Annotated in this window: 4 protein-coding genes; all 4 read right to left on the reverse strand. The window is 62.0% G+C overall.

The features are described 5' to 3' along the window. Positions 1-200 (reverse strand): biopolymer transporter ExbD (locus Q0S16_RS23840; RefSeq protein ID WP_295854159.1); only part of this gene is annotated, 200 nt, incomplete at its 3' end. Between the two features lie 4 nt (positions 201-204). After that, on the reverse strand, positions 205-1,086 hold the full coding sequence (exbB, locus tag Q0S16_RS23845; protein ID WP_295854162.1) for a tonB-system energizer ExbB: 882 nt from the start codon (positions 1,084-1,086) through the stop codon (positions 205-207). Further along, positions 1,083-1,772, reverse strand: coding sequence for a Fe2+-dependent dioxygenase (locus Q0S16_RS23850; protein ID WP_295854164.1), 690 nt, complete (start codon positions 1,770-1,772; stop codon positions 1,083-1,085). The genes exbB and Q0S16_RS23850 overlap by 4 nt, the downstream gene beginning before the upstream one ends. Before the next feature lie 12 nt (positions 1,773-1,784). Further along, positions 1,785-3,257 (reverse strand): TonB-dependent receptor (locus Q0S16_RS23855; protein ID WP_295854167.1); only part of this gene is annotated, 1,473 nt, incomplete at its 5' end.

Here is a 3,257-nt window from a genome sequence, read left to right on the forward strand (position 1 = left end):
GTCGGCTTGTCCGGCTTCTTGCTGGGCGTCGCCGTCGAGCTTGTCAGGTCTATCGGCAGGTCGACCGTGGACAGCGGCGCCGCGACCATGAAGATGATCAGCAGGACCAGAATGACATCGATGAATGGCGTGACATTGATCTCATGGTTTTCGCCGAAATCATCATCGTCGTCGGTACCCTCGGAAAGCGACATGCCCATCGGACTACTCCGCCGCGCGCGCGTGCGACGCGCCGTGGGTACGGTCGAGATCGCGCGACAACAGCCGGCCGGCGGCGCCGGAAGCACGGCCCACCAGTTCGAGGTAGCCCTTCGTGACGCGCGAGAAGTGATTGTAGATGATCACCGCCGGGATCGCGGCGACCAGGCCGATCGCGGTGGCCAGCAGCGCCTCGGCAATGCCGGGCGCGACAACCGCGAGGTTGGTGGTCTGTGATTTGGAAATGCCGATGAAGCTGTTCATGATACCCCAGACGGTCCCGAACAGACCGACGAAGGGTGATGTCGCGCCAATGGTGGCGAGCGCGCCCATGCCGAGCCGGACACGACGCGCTTCGGCACGGATGATTTCCGCAAAGCTCGACGCCGCGCGTTCCTTGATGCCGCTGTCGCTGGACAGGCCGGCGGAGATCCGCCCTTCCCGCATCGCGGCGGCGAGCAGCGCCGATAGAACATTGTCGTGGTTGCCGAGCGCGAGCTGGGCTTCCGCCAGCGAACGCGACTCCGCGATGCGCTTCAGCGACCGGCGCAACCGCGTCGCCGACATCGACAGCTCCAGCGTCTTGGCGATGCCGACCGTCCAGGTCACGATCGACGCGAAGGCCAGACCGAGCATCACCGCCTGCACCACGATGTCGGCGTTCTTGAACATCGACCACGGCGACAGGTCATGGATCGCCGGCGTCACCACTGCCCTGGCAGTCTTCACGGGATCGACCGTCGAAGCCGCAGCGGCCGGCGCAGGCACGGCGGGCTGCGCGATCGCGGAGGGCGCCGCCGTCTGCTGGGCGAAGACCGGCGAGGCCAGCGCAATGACCGCAAGCGCCATGCAGCACTTCAGAATGTTTCTAAATGACGGGAGCATCATACGTCGGCCCAGTAGCGAATGAGATTGTGATAGATACCGGTCAATTTGACCGTTTCAGGGTCATCTCGTCCGAGACGTTCGACCAGACTCTGGATCGCGCTGTCCAGGTCGAAAATCATGCTGCGCGCATGTGCATCCCGTATCATGCTCTGCAGCCAGAAAAAAGAAGCCACACGCATACCTGATGTCACGGGCGTTACCAGATGCAAGCTGGACGCAGGATAAAGAACCAGATCGCCGGCCGGCAGCTTGACCTCGTGCGAGCCGTAATTGTCCTCGACCACCAGTTCGCCGCCCTCATATTCGTCCGGTTCGGCCAGGAACAGCGTGACCGAGAGATCGGTACGAATGCGCATTCCGGTCAGGTGGTCGCCGCGGACGGCGTTATCGACATGCACGCCAAAGTGATGGCCGTCGGAAGCTGCGTAGCGGTTGAACAGCGGCGGAAAGATCCGCAGCGGGATCGCCGCCGAAATAAACCGCGGATTGGCTGTCAGGGCCGAGACGATGCGATGGCCGAGCTTGCGCGCGAGTTCGCTGTCCGGCGGTAACTGTTCGTTGCGCTTGACCAGCGCGGACTGCGCGCCGGCCGTGGAGCGGCCATCCTCCCAGCCGGCGGCATCCATGAGGCGGCGGAACTCCGCCACCTCCTCCTTGCTGAGAACCTCGGGTACGCAGATCAACATTTCAGCTTTCCCTCAGAGCGTTCCGCTCAAAGTGAGCCAGACGGACCGGCCCGGCGCGATGAACACGAAGGGCGAGGCGCTGCGGTAGAAAGCGTCGTAATAGACAGTGTCGAAGATGTTGTTGACCGAGAGCTTGGCCTTGATGTTGCGGTTGAAGCGGTACTCGGTGAAGGCATCGAACCGCCAATGCTCGGGCAGCACATTGCCGGTGGTGGCGCCCAGCGTGCCGCCATAGATCTTCGACGCATAGGTTGCCTGCCCGCCGATCTCCCACGGATCGGTGATCTTGTACTTGGTGAGCATGTTGAAGGATTCATGGGCGATGTTGGCGAGCTGCACGCCGACCTGTGCCGGGTCGATCGACTTCTCGACGCGGGATTCCATGAATACCGCCCCGGCAAACACGCTCCATTTGTCAGTGATCTTGCCGCCAACCCCGAGATCGATACCGCGGATGCGATATTCGGCGCCGGCGATGATGTTGGCGCCGCTGGTCTCGCGGGCATTGGTCTTCTCAGTCTGGAACAGCGCGGCGGTCACCAGCAGGTGACGGTCGAACAGCTCCCACTTGGTGCCGACTTCCGCGGCCTTGTTCTCCTCCGGCGCCAGCGCCTGGAACGGCGCGTTGTTGACGACCAGACCACCATAGGCTGTTCCGCTGGCATCCAGCTCGGCGCCGACCGGGTTCGATGACGTTGCGTAGGCGGCGTAAAGACTGCCATATGGCACCGGCTTGAACACACCGCCAACATTGTAGTTGAACATGCCGGAATGAACGCCGGTGTTGGACGTCAGCGTCGAGCCGGCGATATTGTAATCATCATAACGGATGCCGCCGTTCAGGATAATGATATCCTGGAAGTTTGCGGTATGGATCGCGTAGCCCGCCTTGGTATCGACGGTTATGTTGGTCGGGTTGTTGGAACGCTGCGGGGCATTGACGAAGGGAAACAGATTTGGCGGCGCGAACACCGACACCAGGAGCTGTGTTCCGGTTTGCAGACCCGCGAGCTCGGAAGTAAGTCCTGTATAGTTGTCGCGAAACACCTTTTCCTGCGAAAACTCCGCGCCGACGATGGTCGTGTGCTTGACCGGACCGGTGTCGAACTTGAACGTGGCGTCGGTGACGTTGGCCACCGTGTCGGTCACCTGATAGCGACTTTGCGCCGAGAGGGTCGTCGTCGTGTAGGTGCCGTTGTTCGGCAGCGTACCGACGTAATCGAGCACCGAGCGCTCCAGCCGGGTCTTGTTGGCCAGCGTGATGTCCGGCGTAATCTTGACCTCGGCATTGACTGTGCCGAAATCCTGCCGCGCCTTCTGGAAGTCGCGGTTGACGAAGCCGTAATAGGTGTTGCGATCGACGTTAACGGAGGTCACCGGCGCGCCTGCCACGCGGTTATAGGGCACGCCGAAGTCCGGCAGTCCGCTGAGATCGGTGTGGACATAGTTGGCGGTCACCTTGATGGCATCGGTCGGCGTCCACTT

The sequence above is a fragment of the Tardiphaga sp. genome, from assembly GCF_025356345.1.
Taxonomy (GTDB): domain Bacteria; phylum Pseudomonadota; class Alphaproteobacteria; order Rhizobiales; family Xanthobacteraceae; genus Tardiphaga.